At 64.0% G+C, this 25,769-nt stretch carries 25 protein-coding genes; 11 read left to right on the top strand and 14 right to left on the bottom strand.

The annotated features are described in order from the left end of the window. The first annotated feature begins 128 nt into the window (after positions 1 to 128). From queC to AC3WLT_RS04165, 5 genes are all read left to right on the top strand, one after another. Entirely contained in the window at positions 129 to 860 is a 732-nt protein-coding gene (gene queC / locus AC3WLT_RS04185) for a 7-cyano-7-deazaguanine synthase QueC (RefSeq protein ID WP_492590661.1), read from the top strand. A 67-nt stretch (positions 861 to 927) separates the two neighbouring features. Beyond that, positions 928 to 1,560: a 7-carboxy-7-deazaguanine synthase gene (gene queE, locus AC3WLT_RS04180; protein WP_492590660.1), complete on the top strand. Its 633-nt coding sequence runs from the start codon at positions 928 to 930 to the stop codon at positions 1,558 to 1,560. A 9-nt stretch (positions 1,561 to 1,569) separates the two neighbouring features. Continuing rightward, the gene (gene queD / locus AC3WLT_RS04175; protein ID WP_492590818.1) at positions 1,570 to 2,013 is read left to right on the top strand and encodes a 6-carboxytetrahydropterin synthase QueD; all 444 of its coding nucleotides are present in this window, start codon (positions 1,570 to 1,572) and stop codon (positions 2,011 to 2,013) included. Positions 2,014 to 2,242: 229 nt separating this feature from the next. Next, positions 2,243 to 3,025, top strand: coding sequence for an HpcH/HpaI aldolase family protein (locus AC3WLT_RS04170; RefSeq protein ID WP_492590659.1), 783 nt, complete (start codon positions 2,243 to 2,245; stop codon positions 3,023 to 3,025). Then, positions 3,022 to 3,723: a tetratricopeptide repeat protein gene (locus tag AC3WLT_RS04165; protein WP_492590658.1), complete on the top strand. Its 702-nt coding sequence runs from the start codon at positions 3,022 to 3,024 to the stop codon at positions 3,721 to 3,723. The genes AC3WLT_RS04170 and AC3WLT_RS04165 overlap by 4 nt, the downstream gene beginning before the upstream one ends. Before the next feature lie 188 nt (positions 3,724 to 3,911). Here the strand turns inward: AC3WLT_RS04165 and rodA are convergent, their stop codons facing one another. From rodA to AC3WLT_RS04140, 5 genes are all read right to left on the bottom strand, one after another. Next, entirely contained in the window at positions 3,912 to 5,060 is a 1,149-nt protein-coding gene (rodA, locus tag AC3WLT_RS04160) for a rod shape-determining protein RodA (RefSeq protein ID WP_492590657.1), read from the bottom strand. A gap of 10 nt (positions 5,061 to 5,070) precedes the next feature. Then, positions 5,071 to 7,443, bottom strand: coding sequence for a penicillin-binding protein 2 (gene mrdA / locus AC3WLT_RS04155; protein ID WP_492590656.1), 2,373 nt, complete (start codon positions 7,441 to 7,443; stop codon positions 5,071 to 5,073). Positions 7,444 to 7,584: 141 nt separating this feature from the next. Next, positions 7,585 to 8,097: a rod shape-determining protein MreD gene (mreD, locus tag AC3WLT_RS04150; protein ID WP_492590655.1), complete on the bottom strand. Its 513-nt coding sequence runs from the start codon at positions 8,095 to 8,097 to the stop codon at positions 7,585 to 7,587. Beyond that, on the bottom strand, positions 8,094 to 9,167 hold the full coding sequence (gene mreC / locus AC3WLT_RS04145; protein WP_492590654.1) for a rod shape-determining protein MreC: 1,074 nt from the start codon (positions 9,165 to 9,167) through the stop codon (positions 8,094 to 8,096). Before mreC ends, mreD begins: the two co-directional genes overlap by 4 nt. A gap of 153 nt (positions 9,168 to 9,320) precedes the next feature. Beyond that, entirely contained in the window at positions 9,321 to 10,364 is a 1,044-nt protein-coding gene (locus AC3WLT_RS04140; protein WP_004189550.1) for a rod shape-determining protein, read from the bottom strand. A gap of 379 nt (positions 10,365 to 10,743) precedes the next feature. Here AC3WLT_RS04140 and gatC point away from each other — a divergent pair, with 379 nt between their 5' ends. The 5 genes from gatC (at position 10,744) to AC3WLT_RS04115 (ending at position 16,006) form a co-directional block, all read left to right on the top strand. Further along, complete coding sequence (gene gatC, locus AC3WLT_RS04135) at positions 10,744 to 11,043, top strand: Asp-tRNA(Asn)/Glu-tRNA(Gln) amidotransferase subunit GatC (protein WP_492590653.1); 300 nt, start codon at positions 10,744 to 10,746, stop codon at positions 11,041 to 11,043. A 168-nt stretch (positions 11,044 to 11,211) separates the two neighbouring features. Further along, a complete protein-coding gene (gene gatA / locus AC3WLT_RS04130; RefSeq protein ID WP_492590652.1) occupies positions 11,212 to 12,699 on the top strand; it encodes an Asp-tRNA(Asn)/Glu-tRNA(Gln) amidotransferase subunit GatA in 1,488 nt (495 codons plus the stop codon). 5 nt (positions 12,700 to 12,704) lie between these two features. Further along, positions 12,705 to 14,180 carry an Asp-tRNA(Asn)/Glu-tRNA(Gln) amidotransferase subunit GatB gene (gene gatB / locus AC3WLT_RS04125; RefSeq protein ID WP_492590651.1) on the top strand — a complete coding sequence of 492 codons (1,476 nt, stop codon included), beginning with the start codon at positions 12,705 to 12,707 and terminating at the stop codon, positions 14,178 to 14,180. A 144-nt stretch (positions 14,181 to 14,324) separates the two neighbouring features. Then, positions 14,325 to 15,164 carry a PPK2 family polyphosphate kinase gene (locus AC3WLT_RS04120; protein ID WP_492590650.1) on the top strand — a complete coding sequence of 280 codons (840 nt, stop codon included), beginning with the start codon at positions 14,325 to 14,327 and terminating at the stop codon, positions 15,162 to 15,164. 62 nt (positions 15,165 to 15,226) lie between these two features. Continuing rightward, positions 15,227 to 16,006: an exodeoxyribonuclease III gene (locus AC3WLT_RS04115; protein WP_492590649.1), complete on the top strand. Its 780-nt coding sequence runs from the start codon at positions 15,227 to 15,229 to the stop codon at positions 16,004 to 16,006. Here AC3WLT_RS04115 and AC3WLT_RS04110 read toward each other — a convergent pair whose 3' ends face one another. The 8 genes from AC3WLT_RS04110 to argB form a co-directional block, all read right to left on the bottom strand. Continuing rightward, a complete protein-coding gene (locus tag AC3WLT_RS04110; RefSeq protein WP_492590648.1) occupies positions 16,007 to 16,165 on the bottom strand; it encodes a hypothetical protein in 159 nt (52 codons plus the stop codon). Between the two features lie 34 nt (positions 16,166 to 16,199). Then, complete coding sequence (locus AC3WLT_RS04105) at positions 16,200 to 17,486, bottom strand: M48 family metallopeptidase (RefSeq protein WP_492590647.1); 1,287 nt, start codon at positions 17,484 to 17,486, stop codon at positions 16,200 to 16,202. Beyond that, positions 17,468 to 18,862, bottom strand: a complete 1,395-nt coding sequence (locus AC3WLT_RS04100; RefSeq protein ID WP_492590646.1) for an AmpG family muropeptide MFS transporter — start codon at positions 18,860 to 18,862, stop codon at positions 17,468 to 17,470. Before AC3WLT_RS04100 ends, AC3WLT_RS04105 begins: the two co-directional genes overlap by 19 nt. Positions 18,863 to 18,876: 14 nt before the next feature. Next, positions 18,877 to 19,485, bottom strand: a complete 609-nt coding sequence (metW, locus tag AC3WLT_RS04095; protein ID WP_492590645.1) for a methionine biosynthesis protein MetW — start codon at positions 19,483 to 19,485, stop codon at positions 18,877 to 18,879. Beyond that, entirely contained in the window at positions 19,482 to 20,627 is a 1,146-nt protein-coding gene (gene metX, locus AC3WLT_RS04090; RefSeq protein ID WP_492590644.1) for a homoserine O-succinyltransferase MetX, read from the bottom strand. The genes metW and metX overlap by 4 nt, the downstream gene beginning before the upstream one ends. 295 nt (positions 20,628 to 20,922) lie before the next feature. After that, the gene (gene slmA, locus AC3WLT_RS04085; protein ID WP_492590643.1) at positions 20,923 to 21,615 is read right to left on the bottom strand and encodes a nucleoid occlusion factor SlmA; all 693 of its coding nucleotides are present in this window, start codon (positions 21,613 to 21,615) and stop codon (positions 20,923 to 20,925) included. Then, positions 21,582 to 22,373 carry a pyrimidine 5'-nucleotidase gene (locus tag AC3WLT_RS04080; protein WP_492590642.1) on the bottom strand — a complete coding sequence of 264 codons (792 nt, stop codon included), beginning with the start codon at positions 22,371 to 22,373 and terminating at the stop codon, positions 21,582 to 21,584. Before AC3WLT_RS04080 ends, slmA begins: the two co-directional genes overlap by 34 nt. Positions 22,374 to 22,576: 203 nt before the next feature. After that, positions 22,577 to 23,476, bottom strand: a complete 900-nt coding sequence (argB, locus tag AC3WLT_RS04075) for an acetylglutamate kinase (RefSeq protein ID WP_007179687.1) — start codon at positions 23,474 to 23,476, stop codon at positions 22,577 to 22,579. 265 nt (positions 23,477 to 23,741) lie between these two features. Between argB and AC3WLT_RS04070 the strand changes: the two genes are divergently transcribed. After that, the gene (locus tag AC3WLT_RS04070) at positions 23,742 to 23,966 is read left to right on the top strand and encodes a cysteine-rich CWC family protein (RefSeq protein WP_492590641.1); all 225 of its coding nucleotides are present in this window, start codon (positions 23,742 to 23,744) and stop codon (positions 23,964 to 23,966) included. A 20-nt stretch (positions 23,967 to 23,986) separates the two neighbouring features. On the opposite strand, the gene AC3WLT_RS04065 is transcribed toward AC3WLT_RS04070, so the two are convergent. Continuing rightward, the gene (locus AC3WLT_RS04065; RefSeq protein WP_492590640.1) at positions 23,987 to 25,627 is read right to left on the bottom strand and encodes a tetratricopeptide repeat protein; all 1,641 of its coding nucleotides are present in this window, start codon (positions 25,625 to 25,627) and stop codon (positions 23,987 to 23,989) included. Between the last annotated feature and the right edge of the window lie 142 nt (positions 25,628 to 25,769).

Raw genomic sequence — 25,769 nt, 5'->3', positions numbered from 1 at the left:
CTGCATGCGGAAGGCGCGGCCTATACTGGTTTGGGCCGGCAGCAGTGCCGGCACGCGTCGCGCCGCGTTGCTTGCATGGCGCACCTCGCGCAGCGCGACGTGGCACTCATCATTCACGGAGTTTCACGGTGATCCGCAAAGACGCTAAACGTAGCGCTCTGGTGCTGTTTTCCGGCGGCCAGGATTCCGCCACGTGCCTCGCCTGGGCGCTCGAACGTTATGAAACGGTCGAAACGCTCGGCTTCGATTATGGTCAGCGGCACCGGGTCGAACTCGAATGCCGCGAAGGTTTTCGTAACGCCGTGGTGCGCGCTTTTCCGGCGTGGGCCGACCGTCTCGGCGACGATCACATGATCGATCTGTCGGTGCTCGGTTCGATCAGCGAAACCGCGATGACGCGCGAGATCGAGATCGAAGCCACGGCGAACGGGTTGCCGAATACGTTCGTGCCGGGCCGCAATCTGATGTTCATGACGATCGCCGCAGCCATCGCGTATCGGCGTGGTTTGCAGGTGCTGGTCGGCGGGATGTGCGAGACGGATTTCTCGGGCTATCCCGATTGCCGCGACGATACGATGAAGGCACTGCAGGTCACGCTGAACCTCGGCATGGACAAGCGCTTCCTGCTCGAAACGCCGTTGATGTGGCTCGACAAGGCCGACACGTGGCGTCTCGCGCACGAGCTGGGCGGCGACGAACTGGTCGAACTGGTGCGCGTCGAAACGCATACGTGCTACCTCGGCGAACGTGCCGAATTGCATGCCTGGGGCTTCGGCTGCGGCGAGTGCCCGGCGTGCCGCTTGCGCAAGCGTGGGTACGAAGCGTATCTGTCAGGCGAAAAGGTCACGGAGCCGGTTTGACGCAGCAGTGCCGCCCGGACGCGCGCGGCACACGCAATCACATTCAGGAACACAGGCAGAAAGCAGCATGACGTACGCGGTCAAGGAAATCTTCTACACATTGCAGGGCGAGGGCGCGAATGCCGGACGTCCGGCCGTGTTTTGCCGGTTCGCCGGTTGCAATCTGTGGTCGGGCCGCGAAGAAGATCGTGCCGAAGCCGTGTGCCGCTTCTGTGATACGGACTTCGTCGGCACTGACGGCGAGAACGGCGGCAAGTACCGCACCGCCGAAGAACTGGTGCAGATGATCGCGTCGCTGTGGCCGGAAGGCGAGGGCGAACGCTTCGTGGTGTGCACGGGCGGCGAACCGATGCTGCAGATCGATCAGCCGTTCGTCGACGCGCTGCATGCCGCCCATTTCGAAATCGCCATCGAAACCAACGGCTCGCTGCCGGTGCTCGAGACGATCGACTGGATCTGCGTGAGCCCGAAGGCTGACGCGCCGCTCGTCGTCACCAAAGGCAACGAACTGAAGGTCGTGATTCCGCAGGACAACCAGCGCCTGTCCGAGTATGCGAAGCTCGACTTCGAGTATTTCCTCGTCCAGCCGATGGACGGCCCGTCGCGCGACATCAACACCAGGCTCGCGATCGACTGGTGCAAACGCCATCCGCAATGGCGCCTGTCGATGCAGACCCACAAGTATCTGAACATTCCCTGATTTGCCGTGCTGACGATTACACGAAAACTCGAATTCGACGCGGGTCACCGCATCCCTGACCACCGCAGCCAGTGCCGTAACCTGCACGGGCATCGCTATGTGCTCGAAATCACGCTGCAAGGCGACCTGGTCGACACCGAGGGCGCGCCGGACCGCGGCATGGTGATGGACTTCGCCGACGTGAAGTCGCTCGCCGTCGAGCATCTGGTCGACAAGTGGGACCATGCGTTCCTCGTCTACGAAGGCGATACGCAGGTGCGCGGCTTTCTGGAAACCATGGCGGGGCATAAGACCGTCGTGCTCGACCGCATTCCGACGGTCGAAAACCTGGCCGCCGTTGCGTTCGACATCCTCGCGAACGTCTATGACGCGCATTACGGCGTCAATCTGCGCCTGCACAAGGTGCGTCTGTACGAGACGCCGAACTGCTGGGTCGACGTGGTCCGCGACTGAAGCTGCGGTCGGCAGCACGACCCGCAGCACGACCCGCGGTACGACCCACCCCCGCGTTATTGTCACGGTATGATCGCTGCGATAACCACACGGAGCGAGACATGCCGGTCACCGCATTGCGTCGCAACAGGCACGTCGGCCGCCACGGCCTTGGCGGCCATCAGGTTCGCCACACCAGCGTCCTTTCCCGCGTTTCAGGCGATGTGTTCCATCGCCGGGGAGCGCGGCGATGAGCACCTTCACCAATCCCCTCAAGCAGCGTCTGGCGGAAACCGATCCGCTGTTCGGCCTGTGGCTGTCGCTCGGTAGCGAATCGGCTGCCGAGGCGCTAGCGCATGCCGGTTTCGACTGGCTGCTGATCGACATGGAGCATTCCCCTAACGATAGCGCCGACGTCACGTCGCAATTGCGCGCGATCGCCGCCGCGCATCTGCCGAGCGAGCCCGTCGTGCGGCTGCCCGCGAGCGAGGCGTGGCTCGTCAAGCGCGTGCTGGACGCCGGCGCGCGCACGCTGATGTTCCCGAATATCGAATCCGCCGAGGCGGCAGCTCGCGCTGTGCGTCTCACGCAATATCCGACCACCGAGGCGCCCGACGGTTTGCGCGGCGTGGCGGGCGCGGTGCGTGCTGCGTCGTACGGCATGCGGCGCGATTACGTGCAGACGGCCAACGCGCAGATCGCGACCATCGTGCAGATCGAGTCGGCGCGCGGCTTGCAGGAAGTGGACAAGATCGCCGCGACGCCGGGCGTCGATTGCCTGTTCGTCGGGCCGGCCGATCTGGCCGCGAGCCTTGGTCATCTCGGCGATTCGAAGCATGCCGACGTGCAGGCGGCGACCGCGCGCATTGTCGGCGCTGCCGACAAGGCCGGCATCGCAGCCGGAATTTTTGCCATGGATGTCGCGAGCGCGAAGCAGTATCGCGACGCCGGTTTCCGTTTTATCGCGCTGGCCGCGGACGTCATGTGGATGTTGCGCGCGACTCGTCAGGCGTTGCAGGAGGTGAGGTCATGATGGGGATGGTGCAGTGCGTCGTCGTGCGTCTGGCGGTGGCAGCGGCGTTGATGGCGAGCGTGACGGCGCATGCGCAGGACAAGATCGCGAAGTCGAACGATCCCGAGACGCAAACCGCGGTCGCCGATTACAACGCGGGTAATCTGAAGGCCGCGCTTGCCGAGTTTCGTCAAGCAGCGGAGCACGGCAGCCGGCTCGCTGAGTTCAACTACGCAATGATGCTGCTCAACGGCGAAGGCACCACCGCGAATGTCGACGAAGGCAGGAAGTGGCTGCGCAAGGCCGCCGACGCGAACATGTCTCACGCGCAGTATGTGTACGGCAAGATGTACGACGATGGCGAGTTCGTCGGGCGCGATCCGGTCGAGGCGCACCGGTGGTTTTTGAAGGCCGCGCAGCAGGGGCACGTGCAGGCGGAACTGGCGCTCGCCAACCAGTTCCTCGACGGCCGCGGCACCGGGCGCGACAACAAGCAGGCGTTCGTCTGGTACAAGAAGGCGGCGCAAGGCGGCGACATGACCGCGCAATACGTGACCGGCTCGTTCTACGAGCGCGGCGGCGACGGTGTGGACAAGAATCTGAATGTGGCGCGCGCGTACTACGCGGCAGCGGCGGCGCAGGGCGATCCGGCGGCGCGTCTGAAGTATCAGCAACTGAGCGCGCAATTGCGGGATCAGAAGGAAGTGAAACCGCAGTAAATGAAAAAGGGGCGCTCCCTGCGGTGCGCCCCTCTTGTTTCTTGAGCCGTTCATGGCCGGCTTTAACCCTGTCGCTTCAGCTCTGCTGCTTCAACTCAGCCGCTTTAACCCTGCCGCTTTAACTCTGCTGCTTCAACTCAGCCGCTTTAACCCTGCCGCTTCAACTCTTCCGCTTTAACTCTGCCGCTTTAACTCTGCATCAACCGCTTCTGCCGCGCGACGTTCATGATCAGCCCGATCGCGACCCCCAGCGTAGTCAGCGCCGTGCCGCCATAACTCATGAACGGCAACGGCACGCCGACTACCGGCAAGATTCCGCTCACCATCCCGATGTTGACGAACGCGTAGGTGAAGAACGCCATCGTCAGCGAACCGGCCAGCAGGCGTCCAAACAGCGTCGCGCCATTGGCCGCGATATACAGGCCGCGTGCGATCAGCAGCATATAGAGCGTCAGCAGCACGAGGCCGCCCGCCAGCCCGAACTCCTCGGAAAACACCGCAAAGATGAAGTCGGTGTGCTTCTCGGGGATGAACTCCAGATGTGCCTGCGTGCCCTTGAGCCAGCCTTTGCCGAGCGGGCCGCCCGAGCCGATCGCAATCACCGCCTGGATCGTGTGGAAGCCCTTGCCGAGCGGGTCGGAGGTCGGATCGAGCAGCGTGCAGATGCGGTGCTTCTGATAGTCGTGCATCAACGGCCACTGCACTTCAGGCTGGCAGATCTTGTTCTGGAACGCGGCGATCGAACCGACCGCGATCACGCCGGCAATCAGCACCGGCACGATCAGCTTGAAACTCAGCCCCGCGAAGTAGATCACGAAGAAACCGGCGGCGAACACCAGCACGGCGGTGCCCAGGTCGGGCTGCTTGGCAATCAGACCGACCGGCACGGCGAGGATAAGCAGGCCGACCAGATAGTCGTACCAGCGCATCACGCCTTCGCGGCGCTGATAGTACCAGGCGAGCATCAACGGCGTGGCGATCTTCAGAATCTCGGACGGCTGGATCACGACGCCGACGTTGATCCAACGCTTGGCGCCCTTGCGCGTCAAGCCGAACAGCGCCACCGCGACCAGTAACGCGATACCGAACGTATAGAGCGGCACCGCGAAGCGCATCAGCGTGGTGGGCGGCACATTGGCGAGCGCCCACATCAGCACGAACGTCAGCATGATGTTGCGCAACTGGTCTTCCACGCGGCCAGGGACGTCCAGGCTCGCGCTGTACAACGTGACGATGCCGACGCACAACAGCAGAAACACGATCAGCGCGAGCGGGCGATCGAAGCCCGCGAACATTCGCTTGATGCGGTCGAGCCAGGCGCGCTTGTCGAATTGCATGCCATTCTCCTTACTCGTCGATGCCGCCGGAAACCGGCTGGCGTGGCGACGTGGACTGAATGCCGTCATCCCGCGACGGTCCCCCAAGGGGACTTCCTCCGGGGCGTGCGGCGGCGCTCGGCGCCGCTTCGCTGCTCGGGCGGGGCTTACGCGGGCCGCCGGACTTGCGCGGCGGCGGATTCTTTGCTGCGCTGGACGCAGACGCGGCAACGGCCGTTGATGCACTAGGGGCCGATGCACCGGGGGCCGATGCACGAGATGCAGCAACCGTGGCAGCAGGCGCCGACGTCGCGGCTGGAGCCGACGCGGCGGCCGCAGCCGAGGCCGCCGCGGCCGCCGAAGCGGCGCCGGGCATCGGCAGCGCGGTGAAGCCCGCCGCGATCTTGACCGGCTGCGCCGCTTCTTGCGGCGTCGGTGCGTCACCCACTTCGGGCGCGGATGCATCCTGTGTCGCCGAGGCTGCCGCCTCTACGGCCGCCGCTTGGGCGCCCGGCTTCATCCGGCCGACCAGGTAATAGTCGAGCACGCGCCGTGCGACCGGACCGGCCGCCTCCGCGCCCCAGCCGCCGTTCTCGACGACCAGCGCGAGCGCGATCTTCGGCTGCTCGGCGGGCGCGAATGCGATGAACAGCGCGTGGTCGCGCAGATGTTCGGCGATCGCGTGGCCCTTGTAGTTCGCGCCTTGCAGCGAATACACCTGCGCGGTGCCGGTTTTGCCGGCCGCCAGATACGGCGCGCCGATGAACAGTTTCGACGCTGTGCCGTTCGTCACGACGCCTTCCATCGCCTGCTTGATGACGTCGATGTCCGACTGCTTCACGGCGATCTTGTCGCTCGGATCGCGCACGACCGCGCGGGTGTCCTTCGTGATCGGGTTTTCGATATCGCGCACGAGGTGCGGCTTCATCACGACGCCGTTGTTCGCGAGCGTCGCCGTGGCGTGAGCGAGCTGGAGAATGGTGAACGAGTTGTAGCCCTGGCCGATGCCCAGGCTGATCGTTTCGCCCTCGTACCAGCGCTGCTGCTCGGGCTTGCGATACGCCTTGCGCTTCCATTCCGTCGACGGCAGGATGCCGCGCGCTTCGCCCGAAATATCGATGCCGGTGATCTGGCCAAAGCCCCACGGTTTCATGAAGTTGGCAATCGCGTTGACGCCGAGATCGTGTGCGAGCATGTAGAAATACGTGTCGTTCGACACGACGATCGCGCGGTTCATGTCGACCCAGCCCTGGCCCGAGCGCACGTCGTTGCGGAACGTGTGGCCGCCGAACGTGTACGAGCCCGGATCCTGGAAGCCCCAGCCCGGCGTGCGCTTGTGCAGCGTCAGCGCGGCGAGCGCCATGAACGGCTTATAGGTCGAGCCCGGCGGATAGGTGCCGTGCAGCGGCCGGTTCAGCAGCGGGTGGTCCGGCGAGTTGTTCAGTTCGTCCCAGGTCTGCTGATCGATGCCGTCGACGAAAGAATTCGGATCGAAGCTCGGCGCCGACACAAATGCGAGGACGTCGCCCGACGACGGTTCGATCGCGACCAGCGCGCCGCGGCGCCCCGCGAAGGCTTGTTCAGCGACCTGCTGCAAGCCGATATCGAGCGACAGCTCGAGGTTGTTGCCGGGCGTCGCCTGGGTGCGCGACAGCGTGCGCACCGGCCGCCCGCCCGCTGTCACTTCGACTTCCTCGAAGCCGGTCTGGCCATGCAGTTCCGTTTCGTAGCTCTGCTCGACGCCGATCTTGCCGATGTAGTCGGTGCCCTTGTAGTTGTTCGCGTCCAGACGTGGATCGTAGTGCTCCGGATCTCTGTCGTTCTGATCGCTGGCGTCGTCGATGCGCTCCTGGTCGCGCTGCGAAATCCGCCCGATGTAGCCGATCACGTGCGCCGCGGTCGGCCCGAGCGGATATTGACGGAACAGGCGCGCGCGCACTTCGACGCCCGGAAAACGGAAGCGCTGCGCGGTGAAGCGCGCGACTTCGTCGTCGGTGAGGCGGGTGCGGATCGGCAGGCTCTCGAAGTTCTTCGAGTCTTCCTGCAGCTTCTTGAAGCGGCGGCGGTCGCGTGCGTCGATCGAAATCACGGTCGACAGATTGTCGATCACGTTTTCGAGCGAATCGTTCAGCTTGGACGGCGTGATTTCGACCGTGTACGCCGAGTAGTTCTTGGCCAGCACCACGCCGTTGCGGTCGGTGATGATGCCGCGGTTCGGCACGATCGGCGCGACCGAGATGCGGTTTTCGTCCGCTTGCAGCGAGTACTTGCTGTAGTGCCAGACCTGCAGGAACAGGAAGCGGAAGCCGATCAGCCCGAAGCACACGAACACGAACAGGCCCGCCGCCGCGACGCGCAGGCGGAACTTCGAGAGCTGTTGCTGAGTGTCCTTGAATTCGGTCATGCGATTCTGCAAAAGGCCGCGTGACGGCCATCATGAGTGTGCGCCCAATCCGGCCGGAGCCGGAAGGCATGAACAGCGATGCGCGTCGAGCGGGCCGGGAGTGCAGGTTCCATCAGAACGGCCGGTTCGCTCGATGCGTGGTCAAATCGGCCGCGTATCGTCCGGATCGGCGGGGCGGCGCTGCGGCATCAGCAGCAGCATGCTGGCGATCGGCCACAACGCAGCCTCGACGAAGCCGTCGAACAGGTAACCCCAGCCCGGAAACGCCGCGCCCATCAGCAGACGGATCACGAACGGCACCAGCTGCGCGATCACCAGCAGCGGCATCACCGCGAAGGTCTGCACGCCGAGCGACATCCACAGCACGCGGCGATGGATCGTAATCGCCCCATACGACAGCAGCGTATAAGCCAGCGCATGTTCGCCGAGCAGGCTGGCGTTGTGCACGTCCATCAGCAAACCGAGGAAAAACGCGATGCCCATGCCGACCTTGCGCGGCTGGTGCACGTTCCAGAACAGCAGCACCAGCGCCACGAAGTCGGGCACGCCGACGAGGCGTCCCCACGGCATCAGGTTCAGCAAAAACGCCGCGGCGAGGCTGAATGCAATGAAGTACGGATTGACCGGCTGCAGGATGTATTGCGGACGGTTCATGGCTTGGCCCCCGGCGTGGCTTGCGGCTTGGCGCTCTTGTCGGCGGCCGGTTTCTTCTCCGCGGCGGCGGGTTTGGCGGGCGGGGTTTTGTCAGCGCCCCTGGCGGCCGGCTTGTCAGCGGGCTTCGCGGCGTTCTTGTCCGCGGCGGCCTTGCTGTCCGCGGCCTTCGCGCCTTTCTTCTTCGCCTCTTTCGCGGCGGCGGCCGCATCGGGCTCTTCCGCCGGACGCGGCGGCACATTGTTCAGGTAGTGCAGCACCAGCACCTGGCGCGCGCCGCGCACCGGCGCGACCGGCAGGCAGATCACGCGCGCAAACGCCGTGTCGGCCTGTTTATCGACGCGTACCACCTTCGCCACCGGCAAACCTGGCGGATACACGCCGTCGAGCCCACTGGTGACGAGCTCGTCGCCGGCTTGCACGTCGGCGCTGATCGGCACGAAGCGCAGATCGAGCGTATCGCCCTTCGGCGTGCCGTAAATCACGCTGCGCAAACCGGTGCGCACGATCTGCACGGGCACCGCCTGATCCTTGTCGGTCAGCAGCGTGACTTCGGCCTGCAGCGGGAACACGCGCGTCACCTGCCCGATCACGCCGTCTTCGTTGACGACCGGCGAGCCGTTCTGGATGCCTTGCTGCGCGCCGCGGCCGATCACGACCTTCTGCGTGAACGGATCGCGCGTGTCGTACTGGATTTCGGCGGGCAGCGATTGCGTGGTCGCGCGCTGCGACAGCTGCAGCAGCGCGCGCAAATGAGTGTTTTCGGCGGCCAGTTCGGCCGCCGTATTGGCTTGTTGCGACAGCTGGAGATCTTTGGTGCGCAGCTTTTCGTTTTCGTGGCGCAATGTGGCGCTGGTCACGGCCAGGTCGGCCGCGCCCATGAAGACGTCGCGCGGCACGAGGGCGGCGCGTTGCAACGGATAAAGACCCGCGCCGAGCACGCCGCGAACGATTTCGAGCGTTTTGAAGCGTGCGTCGGAGATCAGCAGGGCGAGCGCCAGCACGACAAAAAACACCAGCCGTGCGAGCGCGGACGGGCCTTGCTTGAACAGGGGCGGCGGACTGTATTCCATGGTCGGCGCCGGGGGCGTGAGCGGTTGGGTGAGACGGCGGCGCGCGAGGGACGCGCGTTCAGTGCGCGGCGGCTGGCAGGCCCAGCCAACGGCAAACCGGCCCGCAAGGGGCCGTTTGCCTGATCCGCGCTACTGGCATGGAGACGGGCTCGCTTACTCGTACGAGAAGATGCTGCCCAGCTTGTCCATGCGTTCGAGCGCCATGCCCGAGCCGCGCACAACGCACGTCAGCGGGTCTTCGGCGACGAGCACCGGCAGGCCGGTTTCTTCCGCGAGCAGGCGGTCCAGATCGCGCAGCAGTGCGCCGCCGCCCGTGAGCATCATGCCGCGCTCGGCGATGTCCGCGCCGAGTTCCGGCGGCGTTTGTTCGAGCGCGATCTTCACCGACGACACGATCTGGTTCAGCGGATCGGTGAGGGCTTCGAGGATTTCGTTGCTGGAGATCGTGAAGCTGCGCGGGATACCTTCCGACAGATTGCGGCCCTTCACTTCCATTTCCTTGACTTCGGAACCCGGGAACGCGGAGCCGATTTCCTTCTTGATGGCTTCAGCGGTTTGTTCGCCGATCAGCATGCCGTAGTTGCGGCGGATGTAGTTGACGATGGCTTCGTCGAACTTGTCGCCGCCTACGCGCACCGAGCCCTTGTACACGATGCCGCCGAGCGAGATTACGCCCACTTCGGTCGTGCCGCCGCCGATATCGACGACCATCGAGCCGGTGGCTTCCGACACCGGCAGGCCGGCGCCGATGGCGGCGGCCATGGGTTCTTCGATCAGATAGACCTGCGATGCGCCGGCGCCGTGCGCCGCTTCTTTAATCGCACGACGCTCGACCTGGGTCGAACCGCACGGCACGCAGATGATGATGCGCGGCGACGGTGAGAACATGCGCGATTCGTGAGCAGTTTTGATGAACTGCTTGATCATCTGCTCGGTGACGGTGAAGTCGGCGATCACGCCGTCTTTCATCGGGCGGATCGCCTCGATGTTGCCCGGCACCTTGCCGAGCATCTGCTTGGCTTCCTTACCGACTGCCTGAATGGTTTTCTTGCCGTTGGGGCCGCCTTCCTGGCGGATCGAGACCACCGACGGTTCATCGAGAACGATACCCTTGCCACGCATGTAGATGAGCGTGTTGGCAGTGCCAAGGTCAATCGCCAGATCGTTGGAGAAGTAGCTGCGCAAAAAACCGAACATTCAAAATCCTGTCTCGCTTGGCGCCGGGCCTCGCAACGTATGCGCAGGGCGGCAGCGGAAAAAATAACAGCTTCAACCGGGCGGAAGCGGCGCCACAGGAACTTGAAGCTGCGGGGGAGTCTACCGGAGGCCGGAGCAAAGCCATGTCGGCGAAATCCGAACTATCCGTGGGAATTGTTCAGAAAGGCCTGGGTAAGTCGGTCCGGGTTTGGGTCGAACGCGTAATGATACCTTATAATTTTGGTTGTTTTGAAGGAAACGGACGGCACTTTTTGCCGCCGCTGGCCCCTTTTTCGAGGCGTTCCTCCAGTGTCGTAACCCGCTGTCGCAGCATTGTTTTTCCGCGCTGCGGCGGTCCACCACATTTTCCGGTGACTGCATGGCTCTGACCTTGACCGATGTTAAACGCATCGCGCATCTTGCGCGGCTCGAACTGGCCGACGCCGACGCTGAGCACACGCTTGCCCAGCTCAATGATTTCTTCGGCCTCGTCGAGCAGATGCAGGCAGTCGATACCTCCGGCATCGCGCCGCTTGCCCATCCGATCGAACAGATCGAAGACGTCGCGCTGCGTCTGCGTGAAGACGCCGTAACCGAAACCGTTCAACGCGAAGCTTTCCAGCACCCGGCGCCGGCTGTCCAGGACGGCCTGTACCTCGTGCCGAAGGTGATCGAATAAAGCCCGGTGCGGTGTGCGAGCGGATCGCCGCCCAGCGGATCGCCGCCTGACCGATTCGCGCTCGCACGTCCACTGAATCCGGCCTCCTCGGCTTGGCTTGCCGGCGGGCAGCCGAATGCCTCCACGGCAGCGTTGCCCACGCTGCCGCGCTCTTCAGGATGAAACGCAATGCATGAAAAAAGCTTGACCGAACTGCGTGCCGCACTCGCTGCCAAGGAATGCTCCGCAGTCGAACTGGCGCAGTTGTATCTGAAGCGGATCGACGCGGCCAACAGCCTGAACGCGTTCATTCAGGTCGACGCCGATCTGACGCTCGCGCAGGCGAAAGCCGCCGACGCGCTGCTCCACACCGGCCACGCCGGCCCGCTGGTCGGCCTGCCGATCGCCCACAAGGACGTGTTCGTGACGAAGGGCTGGCGCTCCACCGCCGGCTCGAAGATGCTCGCGAACTACGAAAGCCCGTTCGATGCGACGGTGGTCGCGCGCTTGCAGAATGCCGGCATGGTGTGTGTGGGCAAGACCAATATGGACGAGTTCGCGATGGGCTCGTCCAACGAGAATTCGTACTTTGGCCCGGTGCAGAATCCGTGGGATCGTCAGGCCGTGCCGGGCGGTTCGTCCGGCGGTTCGGCGGCGGCCGTGGCGGCGCGTCTCGCGCCCGCGGCAACCGGCACGGATACCGGCGGCTCGATTCGTCAGCCGGCCTCGTTTTCCGGTATCACCGGCATCAAGCCGACCTACGGCCGCGTGTCGCGTTACGGGATGATCGCGTTCGCGTCGTCGCTGGACCAGGGCGGCCCGATGGCGCAAACCGCCGCGGATTGCGCGACGCTGCTCAACGCCATGGCCGGTTTCGACGAACGCGATTCGACGAGCCTCACGCGCGATGACGAAGACTTCACGCGCTACCTCGGTAAGACGTGGCGAGAAGATGGCGCGGACAAGCCGCTCGCCGGCCTGCGCATCGGCCTGCCGAAAGAGTATTTCGGCGCAGGTCTCGCCGACGACGTGCGCGCCTCGATCGACGCCGCGCTGAAACAATACGAAGCGCTCGGCGCAACGCTGGTCGACGTCTCGCTGCCGAAAACCGAACTGTCGATCCCGGTGTACTACGTGATCGCGCCGGCGGAGGCTTCGTCGAATCTGTCGCGTTTCGACGGCGTGCGCTTCGGCCATCGCGCCGCGCAATATCGCGATCTGCTCGACATGTACAAGAAGTCGCGTGCCGAAGGTTTCGGCCCGGAAGTGAAGCGCCGCATTCTGGTCGGCGCCTATGTGCTCTCGCACGGCTATTACGACGCGTACTACCTGCAGGCGCAGAAAATCCGCCGCATCATCGCGCAGGATTTCCAGGAAGCGTTCAAGCAGTGCGACGTGATCATGGGACCGGTGGCGCCTTCAGTGGCGTGGGACATCGGCGCGAAGGGCGACGATCCGGTGCAGATGTATCTCGCTGACATCTACACGCTGTCGGTGAGTCTCGCCGGTTTGCCGGGCATGAGCGTGCCGTGCGGTTTCGGCGCGGGCGCGAATGCGCAGCGTCCGGTGGGTCTGCAGATCATCGGCAACTATTTCAATGAAGCCCGGATGCTGCAAGTGGCCGACGCGTTCCAGCGCGCGACCGACTGGCACCGCAAAGCACCGGCAGGAGTGTGAACACCATGACCAAGCAATGGGAAGTCGTGATCGGTCTGGAGACCCACGCGCAACTGTCGACGAAATCGAAGATTTTCTCGGGCGCCGCCACGCAATTCGGCGCCGCGCCCAACACGCAGGCGTGTCCCGTCGATCTCGCTTTGCCGGGCACGCTGCCGGTGATGAACCGCGGCGCGGTGGAGCGTGCGATTCAGTTCGGCCTTGCGATCGGCGCGACGGTGGCGCCGCGCAGCATCTTCGCGCGCAAGAATTATTTCTACCCTGATCTGCCGAAGGGTTATCAGATCAGCCAGTACGAAATTCCTGTCGTGCAGGGCGGCCAGGTGACGATTCAAGTGCCGGCCAACGAAAAGGCGGGCAAGGAAGCGTACGAGAAGGTCGTCAACCTGACTCGCGCCCACCTCGAAGAAGACGCAGGCAAGTCGCTGCACGAAGACTTCGCGGGCATGACCGGCATCGATTTGAATCGCGCCGGCACGCCGTTGCTCGAGATCGTCACCGAGCCGGAAATGCGCAGCGCGGCTGAAGCGGTGGCGTATGCGAAGACGCTGCACACGCTCGTCACCTGGCTCGGCATCTGCGACGGCAACATGCAGGAAGGCTCGTTCCGTTGCGACGCGAACGTGTCGGTGCGGCCGGTTGGCCAGGCGGAATTCGGCACGCGCGCCGAGATCAAGAACCTGAACTCGTTCCGCTTCCTCGAGGAAGCCATTCAGTACGAAGTGCGCCGCCAGATCGAGCTGATCGAAGACGGCGGCACGGTGGTGCAGGAAACGCGTCTTTACGATCCGGACAAGCGCGAAACCCGCTCGATGCGCAGCAAGGAAGACGCGCACGATTACCGCTATTTCCCCGATCCCGATCTGATGCCGCTGGTGATCGATCCGGCGTGGGTCGAGCGTGTGAAGAGCGAGATGCCGGAACTGCCGGTGGCGATCCAGCAGCGCTTCGTGTCGCAATACGGCCTGACGCCGTACGACGCCAACGTGCTGACGTCGAGCAAGGCGATGGCGGCTTACTACGAAGCGGTAGTGCAGAAGGTCGGCCAGGCGCAGGCCAAGGTCGCGGCAAACTGGCTGATGGGCGAAGTGTCGTCGCAACTGAATCGCGAGGACCTGGATATCGCCGGGAGCCCGGTTTCGGCGGCGCAACTCGCATTGCTGCTGCAACGTATCGCCGACGGCACGATCTCGAACAAGATCGCCAGGGAAATTTTCCTCGCGATCTGGGAAGAGAAGGCCACCGACGAAGCCGCTGCCGATCGCATCATCGAAGCCAAGGGTTTGAAGCAGATTTCGGACATCGGCGCGCTGGAAGCGATTATCGACGAAGTGCTCGCCGCGAACCAGAAATCGGTCGAGGAATTCCGCGCCGGCAAGGAAAAGGCGTTCAACGCGCTGATCGGCCAGGCGATGAAAGCGACCAAGGGCAAGGCCAATCCGGCGCAGGTGAACGAACTGCTGAAGAAGAAGCTGTCCTGAGTTGAAGCTGAGTGGAAGCTCAGTTGAACAAACGCGGCTGAAGCGCACGCTTTAGCCGCCACGGGCTGTTGCCGGAAACGAAAGTGGGGCAACGGCCCGTTTCATTTTGCGCGCACGTTTAAACGCAGATCACGGAGTGTGTGAATGGCGAAGCAACCCGAACTCGACGATTTCCGCGTACCGTATTTCGACGACGGCAAGAAGAAGAGCAAATTCTCACTCGACGATTTCGATCCGGCCGCGAAGCCGTTTTCGAGCGGTTCAAAAGAGGGCGACCGCGCGCGTTTGTCGGAGATCGGTGCGAAGCTCGACACGTTGCAGGAGCGCCTGCACGCACAGCAGAAGCGTCGCATGTTGCTGGTGCTGCAAGGCATGGACACGAGCGGCAAGGACGGCACGATCCGCGCGGTGTTTCATGAAGTCGATCCGCTCGGTTTGCGCATCGTGCCGTTCAAGGCGCCGACGCCCGTCGAAATGGCGCACGATTTCCTGTGGCGCGTGCATGCACAAGTGCCGGCGGCCGGCGAGCTGACCATCTTCAACCGCAGCCACTATGAAGATCTGCTGGTGCCCACCGTGCTCGGCGACCTGAGCGCCGAAGCATTCGAGCAACGCTGCCGCCACGTTCGCCAGTTCGAGGAGATGCTGGCATACAGCGGGACGACCATCATCAAGTGCATGCTGCACATTTCGAAAGACGAGCAGCGTGCGCGTCTGCAAGCGCGGATCGACGATCCGAGCAAGCACTGGAAATTCGATGTGTCCGATCTCGACGCGCGCAAGCAGTGGGACAAGTATCAGGCGGCGTACCTCGACGCATTGGCCGCCACGTCGATGGATTACGCGCCGTGGTATGTGATTCCGGCCGATTCGAAGACGCATCGCAACGTGATGATCGCCGAGTTGCTGTTGCGCACGTTCGAAGGGTTGAAACTCGAATATCCGCCGCCCAAAGAGTCGCTGAAGGGCGTCAGGGTCGAGTGACCTGTCCTCCGGCCTCGCCGTGAATTGAACGAACTGAACGAATTGAACATAAGAGGAACGACATGTTGCGTGTGATTACCGCGAACCTGAACGGCATCCGCTCAGCGGCGAAGAAGGGCTTTTTCGACTGGTTCGGCGAACAGAAAGCCGACGTGCTGTGCGTGCAGGAAATCAAATGCTCGCAGGACGACATGACGCCCGAATTCATGGCGCCGCACGATTTCACCGGCTATTTTCAACATGCGGTGAAGAAGGGTTATAGCGGCGCGGGCGTGTACACGCGTCATGAGCCGGACGAAGTCGTGATCGGTTTCGGCAGCGAGGAATTCGACGCCGAAGGGCGCTATGTCGAACTGCGTTTCGGCAAGCTGTCGATCGTGTCGGTGTATGTGCCGTCGGGTTCGAGCGGCGATGAGCGCCAGCAGGCCAAGTACCGCTTCATGGACGAGTTCATGCCGCATCTCGCGGAACTGACCACAGAGCGTGAAGTGATCGTGTGCGGCGACGTGAACATCGTCCACAAAGAGATCGACATCAAGAACTGGAAGAGCAACCAGAAGAACTCAGGCTGCTTGCCGGAAGAGCGCGCGTGGCTGACCAGACTGTTCGACGAAGTCGGTTACGTGGACGTGTTCCGCACGCTCGATCAGCGGCCGGAACAGTACACGTGGTGGAGCAATCGCGGCCAGGCGTATGCGAAGAACGTCGGGTGGCGGATCGACTATCAGATCGCGACACCGGGCATCGCCGGCAAGGCGAAGCGCACCGACGTGTTCCGCGATATCAAGTTCAGCGACCACGCGCCGCTGACCGTCGATTACGACCACAAGCTCAAGAAGTAATCACAGAATGAGCGCCGCTTGAGCCGCTTGAGCCGCTTGAGCCGCTTGAGCCGCTTGAGCCGCTTGAGCCGCTAGCGCCGCTTGAGCCGCTAGCGCCGCAAGCACGGCAAGCACGGCAAGCACGGCAAGCACGGCAAGCACGGCAAGCACGGCAAGCACGGCAAGCGAGCCGCGAACGCGCGGCTCGCCAAACTCAATCGCGGACCAGCTTGCGGCGCGGACGACCCATACCGGCATAGTCCGGCAGCGCGTCCACGCTTTTGCCGGCTGCCTTGGCATAGAGCGGCAGCATGTCCGGCAAGCGCTTGATGATGTCCTGGCGGCGCGCCTGCGTGTACGGATGCACGTAGATGAAACCTTGCTCGCGATTGCTGCGCGTTGCCGTCGCCAGCTTGTCCCACAGCGTGACCGCCGCGCGCGGATCGAAGCCGGCGCGCGACGCGATATCGCTGCCGATCACGTCGGCTTCGGTTTCGTCGGTGCTCTCGTACTTCATTTCCAGCAACTGCGAGCCGATGCCGAGCGGCGCCGCGCCGAGATCGGCGAGGCCGAACAGCTGCGGAATCGCGCCCGACGAACCCAGTTGTCCCGCCTGTTGCTCGCCGAGCCGCTCGCGCGCATGCTCGCGCAACGCGTGCGCGATCTCGTGGCCGATCAGCATGCCGAGTTCGTTGTCGTTCAGCCGCACGCGGTCGAGCAGTCCGCTATACACGACGATCTTGCCGCCCGGCAGACAGTACATGCGGATATCGGGCGAGCGCACCACCGCCACATCCCACTTCCAGCCCTTCGCCCGCTCGTTCCATTTCAGCGAGTAAGGGATCAGCTTGTCGGTGATCGAACGCACGCGCGTGACGTGCGCGTTGGTGTCGCCGTACAGACGGTTCGCGTGGTCCGCGCCGCGCGCGATCTGGTCGAACTCTTCGGCGGCTTGCGCCTCGAGCATCGGCGACGGAATCAGGTTGCGGAACACCACATAGCCGCCGTAGCGCAATTGCGAGTTCGGACCGTACGACGAGGAGGCCCCAGGCGCGGTTGAAGCGCCGGGCGCCGATGTAGCGGCGGGCGCTTTTGCGGCGGTGGGCGGCAGTGCGGTAGGCGCGGGCGTCTTGGCCGTTACCGGCGCAGGCGGCGGCGCGGGCGGCGGTGAAGCCAGCGGTGTGGCGGCGGCAGGTGCGCTGCCGGCGGTTGCAGCGCTATTCGCGCCGGGCGCCGCCGGTGCCGGGTTCTCGGGGCCGGCCGCGCTCAGCGCCGATTTTGCCGCCGGCACGGTGGCCGGCGTCGGCGCACTGGTGGCGGCCGCGGGCGTTGTCGTCGCCGTCGCGTGTGCGCTCAACGGAGTGGCGAGCGTGACGCCGGCATAGCCGAACGCCATTGCAGCATGCAACACGGCGCGGCTGGCCTTGCGGGAGGCGGCCGACGAGGCATCCGCGCGCATCACGCGCTTTGGCAGACGCACCGTCACGACTGGTTTCTCCAAGGGGCGATCCGCAGCAGAAGCAGCATGCCGGGCAGCGCCAGCGCGGTACACACGATGAAGTAGTCGAACCAGCCGATCTTCGCGACCACATAGCCGCTTGCCGCTGAAGCCAGCGTGCGCGGCACCGAAGCCAGGCTCGTGAAGAGCGCGAACTGGGTGGCCGTGTAGCGCGGATCGGTGGTGCTGGCGATGTAGGCGGTGAAGGCCGCCATGGTCAGACCGGTCGAGAAGGTTTCGAAGCCGTACACGAGTGCGAGCGCGACCGAGCGCGGTTCGAGCTGCACGGCCCAGTCGACGCCCACCACGGCCAGGAGCCTGGTCGCGCCTTGGCTCACCCAGACGGCGATGTCGTAAATCGCCGTCAGACCGGGCGAGGCCGGCCCGAGATGCGCGAGCCAGGCAAAACCGAGCGTCGACACCATCTGCAGGATGCCGAAGATCCACAGGCCGCGGCCGATACCGATCTTCATCAGCCAGATTCCGCCGACAATCCCGCCCGCGAGACTCGCGCCAAACGCGGTGGTCTTCGCGATCACGCCGATCTGCGTACGTGAAAAGCCGATGTCGAGGAAAAACGACGTGGACAGCGTGGTCGCCATCGTATCGCCGAGCTTGTACAGGAAGATGAAGCCGAGCACGAACAGCGCGCCGCGCCAGCCGTCGCGTTGAATGAATTCGCTGAACGGCTGCACGATCGCTTCGCGCAGATTCTTGGGCGGCGTGCCATGCACCTCGGGTTCGCGCACCACCAGCGTCATGATCATGCCGGGCAGCATGAACGCACCGGTGACGATGAAAACGGTGGTCCACGGCAAATGATCGGACAGAATCAGCGCCAGCGAACCCGGCACCAGCGCGGCGATTTTGTAAGCGTTCACATGCACCGCATTGCCGAGACCCTGCTGCGTGTCGCTCAGCAGCTCGCGCCGGTAGGCGTCGATCGCAATGTCCTGGCTCGCGCCGAAGAGCGCGACCAACGCTGTCAAGGCCGCGACGGTCCAGATCGCGTCTTTGGGTGAGACGAAGCCGAGTGTGGCGATCGCACCGGCGACCAGAATCTGCGTGACCAGCATCCAGCCGCGCCGTCTGCCCGGCCGCCAGCCCGGAAAACGCGGCACGTAGCGGTCCATCAGCGGCGCCCAGACGAATTTCCAGGTGTACGGGAACTGAATCAGCGCAAACAGGCCGATTTCCTTCAGATTGACGCCTTCTGAGCGTAGCCACGCCTGCACCAGATAGACGAGCGTGAACAGCGGCAGTCCGGACGTAAAGCCGAGAAAGACGCAAATCAGCATGCGCGTATTCAGGAACGCGCGCCAGCCGGGATGTTCTTCGTGAGCGGTAAGTGCAGGCGCCTCGTGCGGCGGGTTCGACATGTGGATAACTTGCGTTAGCTTTTCTTGACGCGATAGACCGCAAGACTACCACGCCAGTTCACGCCCCACCGCACCGCCTGGCCGTCGTGCAGCACCACGCGGTCGAGAATTTCGATGCCCACCTCCGGCGCCAGCGCCTCGAAATCCTTGATGGTCAGCACCCGCACGTTCGGCGTGTTGTGCCACTGAAAAGGCAGCGACTTCGACACCGGCATGCGGCCCCGCAACACCGAGAGCCGGTGCGCCCAGTAGCCGAAATTCGGAAACGAGACGATGCATTCCTTGCCCACCCGCACCGTCTCGCGCAGGATCGCGGCCGTCTGATGAATGGTTTGCAGCGTCTGCGAGAGGATCGCGAAGTCGAAGCTGGCGTCCTCGAAGAGACGCAGGCCGTCTTCCAGGTTCTGCTGGATCACATTGACGCCGTTTTGCGTCGACGCCAGCACGCCGGCGTCGTTGATTTCGATGCCGTAGCCCTGCACGTCCAGTTCTTCGGTCAGCAGCGACAGCAGCGAGCCGTCGCCGCAGCCCAGGTCGAGCACGGTGGCACGGGGTTCGACCCAGCGGGCGATCGCGCGGAAGTCCGGGCGCAGCGCCAGATAATCGAGAGCTCGCTGGTTCATGCGTTCACCTCGTTCGCAATGCGTTCGTAATAGGCGCGCATCAGATTGTGATAGCGCGCGTCGTCGAGCAGGAAGGCGTCGTGGCCGTGCGGCGCGTCGATCTCCGCGTAGGTCACCGTGCGCTTGTGGTCGAGCAGTGCCTTCACCAGTTCACGCGAGCGGGCCGGCGCGAACCGCCAGTCGGTCGAGAAGCTGGCGATCAGGTATTTCGCGGTGGTGTGCGCGACGGCGGCGGTCAGATCGCCGTCGAAGGCCTTGGCCGGATCGAAATAGTCGAGCGCGCGGGTGATCAGCAGATAGGTGTTCGCGTCGAAGTAATCGGCGAATTTGTCGCCCTGGTAGCGCAGATACGACTCCACCTCGAATTCGACGTCGAAGTTGAAGTTGTACTCGTCCACCGCGCCTTCCGCGCGGCGCAGCGCCCGGCCGAATTTCTCGGCCATGTCGTCGTCCGACAGATAGGTGATGTGGCCGATCATCCGCGCGACGCGCAGGCCGCGTTTCGGCTTCACGTTGTGCGCGTAGTAGTTGCCGCCGTGGAAGTCGGGGTCGGACAGGATCGCCGAGCGCGCCACTTCGTTGAAGGCGATGTTCTGCGCGGAGAGCTTCGGCGTGGAGGCGACCACGATGCAATGGCCGACGCGCTCCGGATACATCATGCTCCACGCGAGCGCCTGCATGCCGCCGAGGCTGCCGCCCATCACCGCGGCAAAGCGCGTGATGCCGAATTCATCGGCGACGCGCGCCTGGGCATTGACCCAGTCTTCGACCGTCACGACGGGAAACGTCGCGCCGTACGGCTTGCCGGTGGCCGGATCGACGCTCATCGGGCCGGTCGAGCCGAAGCACGAGCCCAAGTTGTTCACGCCGATCACGAAGAACTGGTTGGTGTCGAGCGGCTTGCCCGGACCGACCATGTTGTCCCACCAGCCGATGTCCTTCGGATTATCGGCATACACGCCCGCCACGTGGTGCGAAGCGTTGAGCGCGTGACACACCAGCACGGCATTGCTGCGCGCGGCGTTGAGCGTGCCGTAGGTCTCGACCATCAGGTCGTAACCGGCGAGCGAACTGCCGTTCTGCAAGCGCAGCGGCTCGCTGAAATGCATTTTTTGGGGAGCGACGATACCGATCGATTCCATTCATTCCGCCATTTAACAAAAGAGGGCGGCTAGACGGCGTCGGCAAAGCACGGAGGAGGCGACTGTGTGCGGGGCTGACGACCTCTTTAGCCGCATTTGTAATGAACCCCGGGATGGTTCCCGGCAGTTCGCGCGCCCGCAATCGAGTCAGCAAATCGGCGCGTGAGATGTTCAAGGTGTTCTGGATTGCGGCCTCAAGTGCATCGAGGGGCCGCAGTCAGGCGCAAAGTATAGCGGAAATTCTCGCGTGGCAGCGTCGTCGGCGCTCGCATGAGACCGCGCACGCCCGCGCGGACTACTGAAGAATCAGCAGCAACTGGGCGTCGGCGTGTTCGGCGGGCGGGCGCGCAAAGCCGCTGCGCACGTAGCGGTGCCAGCGGCCGATGATATAGCTCAGCAACAGGCTCGCGCGGATCGCCGGATCGTAGCCGGCGGGCAGCGGGACGTCATGGTTCACGCTCCCGGCGCTCGCGTCGGCAGTTGCGCCGGCCTCCATTTGAGCGAGCCGCAGACACTGCTTCAACGACGCCTCGACCCGCTCCAGCATCTGATTGACGCGTTCGGTCAGCCGCTCATGCTCGCCGACCAGCGCCTCGCATGTCAGCACGCGCGTCATGCCGGGATTCTTTGCGGGGAAACTGAGCAGCATCAGCGCGATCGAACGCGCTTGCAGTACGCCGTTGCTTTCCTTGTCGGCGATCTGGTTGATCAGGCCGAAGATGGTTCGTTCGATGAACTCGATCAGCCCTTCGAACATTTGCGCCTTGCTGGCGAAATGCCGGTACAGCGCGGCTTCCGAGACGCCCAGGCGGGCGGCGAGCGCCGCCGTGGTGATCTTTTCGTTCTTCGGCGCCTCCAGCATCGCGGCGAGCGTCTGGAGGATGTGCACGCGGCGCTCGCCCGGCTTCAGGCGCGGCGCACGCGGGTTTGCCGCGGGTTCGGGCTCGTGTTCGGCTACGGCTTCGTCAGGCTTGTCGATCGGCTGCATGTCTGTCGTCCCTTCAGTCGCACCGAGCGGGTGCCCAGTCGTAACGATTTTAACGAACGAATGCATCGGTCGACATAGTGCGGCCGGCCGGTGCCCGGCAGACGCGTCGGCACGCCGTCCGCATGCGGCTTGCGCGGCAGATGGCCAGTGATCCACACGGTGCGGATGCCGAGCCGCCGATAGCTCTTCAGATGCGAGCGCGTATCTTCGACGAGGATCGTGTCTTTGAGCGACACGTGCGCATCGCGCATCGCTTTGCGCAGCATCGCGTGGTCGGGTTTGGCGCGCCAGCCGTGACGGTCGCGCATGTGCTCGATCGCGATCACCTGCTCGAACAGGCGCTCGATGCGCAGTTCGGCCAGCACGGCGCGCGCATAGGCTTCCGGCGCATTGGTCAGCACGATCTTGCGGCCGGGCAGCGCCGCGACGAGGCGCGCGATCCCGCGCTCATGGCGGATCATCGAACCCAGATCGGGAAACGTGTGCACGACCTTCAGGAAATCGTTCGGATCGAGCGGATGGTGCCGCGCGAGCCCAAGCAAGGTCGCGCCGTAGCGCTGCGTGTAGCCGGTGCGCAGGCGGTCGGCTTCGTCGATTTCGACTTGCAGCGCGTCGATGATGTACTGCGTCATCGCGTGGTTGATTGCCGGAAAGATCGCGTGCGACGCGTGGTGCAGCGTGTTGTCGAGATCGAACAGCCAGACCGGACGGCCGCCTGCGATGTGCGGACGACGACGCCGGGAAGTGGGAGTGCGCATGATAAGAGGAGCCGGCTAGCGGCGTGCTGCCGCGCCGTGCGACGAACGCGAGCGGTTCGCGTTGCGGGCGGCGGGAGGACAGAGGTGTTTATTTTCGCGCGATTGGGCGGCGCGTGGTGTACCGATTGACGTCGCGAGCGTGCGTGGGGACATGCATGGCGCGCATGCTGGACGCGCCGTGCATGCCGTGCTCGAGGCGGGGATCAATGCGAACGGATCATCGTGCCGAACGGTTGTTCGGTGAGAATTTCCAGCAGCACCGAATGCTCGATCCGGCCGTCGATGATATGCACCGAACGCACGCCGCTCTTCGCTGCATCCAGTGCCGACGAGATTTTCGGCAGCATGCCGCCGGAGATCGTGCCGTCGGCGAACAGGCCGTCGATTTCACGCGCCGACAGATCGGTGAGCAGATTGCCTTCCTTGTCCATCACGCCGGGGATGTTGGTCATCATCACAAGCTTTTCGGCGTTCAGCACGACTGCCAGCTTGCCTGCGACCAGATCCGCGTTGATGTTGTAGGACAAGCCGTCTTCACCGAAGCCGATCGGCGAGATCACCGGAATGAACGCGTCGTCCTGCAGCGCCTTCACGACCGCCGGATTGATCGCCTCGACTTCGCCGACCTGGCCGATATCGACATACTGGCCGGGATTATCGCGATCCGGCATCAGCATCTTGCGCGCGTGGATCAGGCCGCCGTCTTTGCCGGTCAAGCCGACCGCGTGGCCGCCGAAATGATTGATCAGCGTGACGATATCCTGCTGCACTTCGCCGCCGAGCACCCATTCGACGACTTCCATCGTCTCTTCGTCAGTGACGCGCATGCCTTGGATGAACGTGCCCTGTTTGCCGATTTTCTTCAGCGCCTGGTCGATTTGCGGACCGCCGCCGTGAACGATCACCGGATTGATACCGACCAGTTTCAGCAGAATCACGTCGCGCGCGAAGCCTTGCTTCAGGCGCTCTTCGGTCATGGCGTTGCCGCCGTATTTGATGACCACGGTCTTGCCGTGATACTGGCGAATGTAGGGTAGCGCCTCGGCCAGGATTTCAGCCTTCAGGGTGGGCGCAATCTGCGAAAGGTCGGGAAGCTCGGACATGGCGGCAGGCTCGGGCACGGAACAGTTGAAACAGGGCGAATTGTACAGGACTGGCGCGCTGCAACAGGGTTTTCGATAGTGCTGCTGGCGGCGGGCGGCGCGTGCTTTGCGCACTGCGCAATCGGCGGCTCTGGCAGGCGGGCGAAGGTGAAGCGTACAGCGATCCGAACCCGCCCGTGAATAGGCCGGACGGACGACTGACGAAGCCTCGCCAGTCGTGGCATCATTTCCTGACCGATGCCTCAGCGAGACCATCCGGCCCGTCATGAAACCGTCTGCCTCCCGTCACCAAAGCAGCGCGCGTTGCCCGCGCTGCGGCAACGCGTTCGATTGCGCTATGCACGAACAGCCGTTCGACTGCTGGTGCCGCGCCTTGCCGGCATTGCCGGCCGACAGGCTGGATCCGAGTGGCCGCTGCTTGTGCCCTGAATGTCTCGCGGCAGAGATCGCACGAGTCGCGCAAGCCGGGTCTGGCGCGGACCCGGCTTGAAACCTGTGCGCTATGGCGATTTACGCCGCGCGCAGACTGGTCGCGAGCGCGCTCAGATCGCGTGCGGCGGCTTCGAGCGCCGGGTCCCATTGGCCGAACTGTGGCTGCCGGTATAGCGTCGCGCTCGGATACCATGGGCTGTCGCGGCGGTCGAGCAGCCAGACCCAGTGTGGATTGACGTCGAGCAGCACCCAGGTGCGCTGCCCGAGGGCGCCGCTCAGATGCGCCACGGACGTACAAACCGTGATGACGAGGTCGAGCGCGCTGACAAACGCGGCGGTGTCGTCAAAGTTGGTGAACTCGGCGGTGAAGTCGGTCATTGGCAAGCCGGCTGCTTGTGCCGCCGCAACGTCCGCCGCCGCGCCCGGTTGCAGCGAATAAAAGGCGACGTCTTTCATGCCGCCGAAATACGCCGCATAGCGTTCCCAGCCCACCCGCCGAAACGGGTTGCGCTGGTGGCCGGCGCTGCCGGTCCATGCCAGTCCCACCTTGGCCCTGGTTTCGCCGGCAAGGCGCGTGCGCCATGACTTGCCGGCGGCAGCGTCGGCGTGCAAATACGGCATTGCAGCGGGGATCGTCTCTTCCCGCGTGTCGCATATGAATGGCAGGCTGAGTAGCGGAATCTCGCAGTCGAATGGCGGCAGGAATTCGACGCCGCCGCCCGCCGTGTAGCCGTCCACATGCTCGCCGAGGCTGCGTACCAGCAGCGCGCCCATCTGCGGAAACGAATTCCAGATCAGACGGCCGCCTTCGCGATGAACGCGCGCGGCCAGCAGCGGGATATAGCGGCTGAACTGCAACACGTCGCCCACGCCCTGCTCGCCCCACACCAACAGCGTTTTGCCGGCGAGCGGCTCGCCTTGCCAGGTCGGCGCCGGCATCTTCGGACGGTTGCCGCCCAGTTCCAAAGAACCTTCCCAGCGCGCTTCGTGCGCTGGCCAGCCGTGCGCGTAGTCACCGCGCATCAGTTGCAACATGCTGAGATTGGAGCGCATCGTCGCGTTGTTGGGCGCAAGTGCGCAGGCGGTTCTTCCGGCCCGCTCCGCGTCGTCCCAGCGTTGCGCTTCACGCAGCGCCAGCGCATAGTTGTTGTGCGCCAGCGGGCTGTGCGGCGCGCATTGCACGGCTCGTGCGCCGGCTTCGAGCGCGCGCGGCAGATTCATACTGACGCGGCTTGCCTGCGTAAGATTGGTCCATGTGTCGCCTTCGTCAGGCTCGTCTTGCACTGCGCTTTCCAGTAGTACGAGTTGTTCGTTCACGTCGCCGCCGGTGAGCGCCAGCGCGCCGGCGAGATTGTTGCGCAATGTTGGCAGCTTCGGATCGATTGCGAGTGCGCGACGATACGGTGCAATTGCTTCGCCATGCCGGCTTGCCATTTGCAGCACGTAGCCAAGGCGAAAGTGCGTAACAGCGCGGTTGGGATCGAGTTGGGCAATAATGGCGGCTAGCGCGATGGCGTCGTCGTGACGGTGGCGCCCGAGCAAAGCCGTGGTCATCGATTCGAGCGATGCGTCGTCGAGTGGATGCAGTTGCGCGGCAGCGTCGAGCCAGCTGGCCTGTGCTTGCGCGGTGCCGTTTCGTTGATCTGCGACAGCATGGCGCAGAAAATTCAGGAAAGCTGACGAGATGTCCCGCTCGGAATCGGAGGATGTAGACGGCATGAGTGTGTTCGGACAGCAGGAGAGCCGATGGTTGGCGATGGCGCGTGCGGTGCTATCGAAAAAATGCCTCTTTTGAATTTTGAGTGGGTAGGTTTGGCGGGTCAAGGACGGGCGTAAGCCCGGCGTAGCGAATCCTTGAGGC

This window comes from Paraburkholderia sp. FW306-2-2C-D06C, assembly GCF_058781505.1.
This window is presented reverse-complemented; position numbering and strand designations above follow the sequence as displayed.